Raw genomic sequence first — 3756 nt, forward strand, 5'->3', positions numbered from 1 at the left:
GCGGCGCGGTGCGATCGCGTCGACTTCCGCGTCGAACGCGCGCGCGGCGTCGCGATCGGCCGCGGCCGGCCCGTGCGTCGCGCGCATCGCGTCGACGCCCACCGCGTCGATCACGCGATCGACCCCGATCCCGCCCGTCAGCCGGAGCACGGTTTCGACCGGATCGTCCTCGGAAAAATCGACGATCTCGGCGCCCTGTGCGCAAGCCATCTCGAGACGCGACGCGATGCGGTCGACCGCGATCACGCGCCCGGCGCCCATCAGCTTCGCGCTCGCGATCGCGAACTGGCCGACCGGCCCCGCACCGAACACGGCGACCGTATCGCCCGGCTTCACCTCCGCGAGCTGCGCGCCGAAATAACCGGTCGGGAAAATGTCCGACATCAGGATCGCGCGATCGTCGTCGATCGCGTCGGGCAACCGGATCAGGCTCGCGTGCGCGAGCGGCGTGCGCGCGTATTCGGCCTGCAACCCGTCGAACGGGCCGCTGTCCGCCGGGCCGCCGAAAAACGCGGTGCCGGCACGCGGCCCGCCCGGGTTCGCGACGTCGCATTGCGCGGTGTAGCCCGCGCGGCAGTATGCGCAACTGCCGCAGGCAATCGTCGACGGAATCAGCACGCGATCGCCGCGCCGCAGGTTGCGTACGTCGCGCCCGACCGCCTCGACGATGCCGACGCCCTCGTGGCCGAGGATCGTGCCGGGTTTCATCCCGCCGAGCGTGCCGCGCACCATGTGCAGGTCGGTGCCGCAGATCGCGCTGGCCGTCAGGCGCACGACCGCGTCGGTTGGCGCTGCCACTTCCGGATCGGGCACCGTGTCGATGCGAATGTCGCCGATGCCGTGAAATACGACTGCTTTCATGTCTGGCCCTCCTTGTCGATGGCGTGAACGGTCGATCAGACCGTCAAGCCGGTCGAGCAAGGCGCGCGCCCGGTCGCGGGCCGCGCGCGGCCATGCAGTGCGTCGTACCATCGCTGCGTTCAATGCGGCAGCCCGAACGCGGCCTTCAGGCTCGCGACGATCATCTGCATCGCGATCGCCGCGAGGATCATCCCCATCAGGCGCTGGGTCACCGCCGTCACGCGCGGCGACAGGTAATGGCCGATCAGCGGCGCGGACAGCAACGAAACGGCCAGCAGCACGAGAAACGCGGCGAGCCCGAGCGCAAATGCGAGTTCCTGTCCGGTCGAGAACGCGCTGTGCCCGAGCACGATCATCGTCGCGATCGTGCCGGGGCCGACGAGCAGCGGGATCGTCAGCGGATAGATCGCGACGCTCTCGGCCGCCGCCGGGTCGGCGCCTTCGTCCTCGCCCGGCGAATGCTGGCGGCTCGGCGCGCCGTGCAGCATCGACAGCGCGATCAGCAGCACCAGCAGCCCGCCCGCAAGACGGAAATCGTCGATCGTCAGGCCGAATACGTGCAGGATCGCGCCGCCCGCGACGGCCGACACGATGCAGCCGACCGTCACGCCGATCGCGGCCGTCAGCGCGACCTTGCGGCGCACGGCGTCCGCCGCGCCTTCGGTCAGCGACAGGAACACCGGGATGTTCGCGATCGGGTTCATGATCGCGAACAGCGCCGCGAACACCTTGATCGAAAAGGTCAGGTCGAAGGCCACAGGTTCGCTCCCGTCTCACGCGTCGGTTCGTACACCGAATCGCACGCAAATTCCGTTTCGTTTCCGGTGCACGGCGCGCGCCATGCTGCTACGATCGACGCACCGCGTTCACGCACGACGGAGGGCCCAGACCGATGCAAGCCACCGACACCTTCATGGATCACGAGATTCGCGTCGAGGCGACGCGCAACGCGAACGGCGCGTGGGTCGCGCACGTGCGGATCTTCCGCGACGGCACGCCGGTCGACCTGCCCGCGCCCGAACTCGTCACGCCCGAATGGCTCACGTGCGACGAAGCGCTGCGCGGCGGAATCGACCAGGGCCGCGTGATCGTCAAGACACGCGACTGTTAACGTCGCGCGGTTCATCGCCGCATCACCGGCGGGCAGCGCGCCGCGCGTTTCACGCATCGAAATCGAGATCGCCGATCAGGATTTCGCGGTCGCGCTGGGTCCGTGAACTGAAGTCGACCGGCAATTCCATCTGCCAGCGTTCGATCGTGACCGGCAGCGCCGCGAGATAGCGGTCGAAGCGGCTGCGGTCGGGCTCGGCCAGCAACGCATCGATCGCGTCGTCGCGCCACGCGAGCCGCGCGTTCAGCCGGTTCGGCAGCCCGGCCGTCGACGTGAGGCCGATCACGTCGACACAGGTCGGGCTCCCCTGCCCGTCGTGCGGCACGACTTCCACGCGCACTTCACCAGGCTGATACAGGCCGAGCACGCGCGCCGCGATGTGCGGCGCGAACTCGGTTTCGAAACGTGCGCGGATTTCAGGGCTCATCTTGCCTCCGGGTTCGAATCATGTCGTCACATGGCCGTCATGCGGCTGCAATCTGCCGCTCGAATGCCGCTTCCGCCTTCAGGCTGTCGAGATCGCGGCCGATCGTCGCGACCGCGAGCCGCGTGTCGCCGCGCCAGTACGCGATCGCGCAGTCGTGCGCGCCGAGGTCGCCGTCGATCTCGACGCGATCCCATTGCTCCGCATGCCCGACGTAGTTGATCGTCAGGTCGTAATGCTGGCTCCAGAAGAACGGCACCGCGTCGAACGGGCGCTGCTGGCCAAGCATGTTGCGCGCCGCGACGATGCCCTGCCGCTCGGCGACGACCCAGTGCTCGACGCGAATGCGCTCGCCCGTCAGCGGATCGGGCCAGCGCGCGATGTCGCCGGCCGCGTAGATGCCGGGCACACTCGTCTGAAGGAAGCGGTCGACCGTCACGCCGCGCTCGACGGCCAGCCCCGCGTCCTGCGCGAGCGCGACGTTCGGGTGCACGCCGATGCCGACCAGCACGACGTCGGCCGGCAGCACGTCGCCGGTCGACAGCGTCACGCTGTCCGGCGTGATCCGCGCCGGCGTCGCGCCGAGATGGAACACGACGCCGTGCGATTCGTGCAGGGCCTTGATCGTGTCGCCGAGCGCTTCGCCGAGCACGCGCGCCATCGGATGCGCATCGGGCGCGACGACCTGCACGTCGAGCCCGCGCGTGCGCAACGCGGCGGCCGCTTCGAGCCCGATGAAGCTCGCACCGACCACCACGCAGCGGCGCGCCGTTTTCAGCTTGCCGATCAGCGCGTCGCAATCGGCACGCGAGCGCAGCACGCACACGTGCGGCAAATCCGCGCCGGGCACGGTCAGCCGGTTCGGCTCGGCGCCCGTTGCCAGCAGCAGCGCGCCGTACCCGACACGGCTGCCGTCGGCCAGTTCGACCGCCTGCCGCGCGGGGTCGATCCGCGCGACACGCGTGCCGCACCGCACGTCGATCCGGTGGTCGGTATAGAACGACGGCGCACGCAGCGGCAGCCAGTCGGCGTCGGCCGTGCCGGCGAGATAGTCTTTCGACAGGTTCGGCCGGTCGTACGGCGGATCGGCATCGGCGGTGAGCAACGTGACGGGATGCGGATAACCCGCCTGCCGCAGCGTCACGGCGGCCGCGATCGCGGCGGCGCCGCCGCCGACGATCACCACCGACGCGGGCAGCCCGGCCGCATTCAGCGCGGGAGGCGCGGCGGCCGGCCGCGCATCACGGCACGGCCGTCGCGGCGTTCGACGCGCCAGCACGGGAGCCCGTCGAGCGCCGGTGCGCGCAGCAGTGCGCCCGTGCGCAGGCAGAACGCCGCGTGATGCCATGGGCAGTGGATC

4 protein-coding genes and 1 pseudogene are annotated in these 3756 nt (G+C 70.2%); 1 reads left to right on the top strand and 4 read right to left on the bottom strand.

Going from position 1 to position 3756, the window contains the following annotated elements:
* Positions 1 to 861 (bottom strand): alcohol dehydrogenase catalytic domain-containing protein (locus tag L810_RS40040; RefSeq protein ID WP_042978185.1); only part of this gene is annotated, 861 nt, incomplete at its 3' end.
* A gap of 119 nt (positions 862 to 980) precedes the next feature.
* Positions 981 to 1619 carry a MarC family protein gene (locus L810_RS40045; protein ID WP_021163823.1) on the bottom strand — a complete coding sequence of 213 codons (639 nt, stop codon included), beginning with the start codon at positions 1617 to 1619 and terminating at the stop codon, positions 981 to 983.
* 134 nt (positions 1620 to 1753) lie between these two features.
* On the opposite strand from L810_RS40045, the gene L810_RS40050 reads away from it, so the two are divergent.
* Positions 1754 to 1972: a DUF6566 family protein gene (locus tag L810_RS40050; RefSeq protein ID WP_021163824.1), complete on the top strand. Its 219-nt coding sequence runs from the start codon at positions 1754 to 1756 to the stop codon at positions 1970 to 1972.
* A gap of 49 nt (positions 1973 to 2021) precedes the next feature.
* On the opposite strand, the gene L810_RS40055 is transcribed toward L810_RS40050, so the two are convergent.
* The gene (locus tag L810_RS40055) at positions 2022 to 2399 is read right to left on the bottom strand and encodes a DUF5594 family protein (protein ID WP_021163825.1); all 378 of its coding nucleotides are present in this window, start codon (positions 2397 to 2399) and stop codon (positions 2022 to 2024) included.
* A gap of 37 nt (positions 2400 to 2436) precedes the next feature.
* Positions 2437 to 3756: pseudogene (locus tag L810_RS40060) on the bottom strand (FAD-dependent oxidoreductase); the annotation flags it as partial.

The sequence above is a fragment of the Burkholderia sp. AU4i genome, from assembly GCF_000466765.1.
Taxonomy (GTDB): Bacteria; Pseudomonadota; Gammaproteobacteria; order Burkholderiales; family Burkholderiaceae; genus Burkholderia; species Burkholderia cepacia.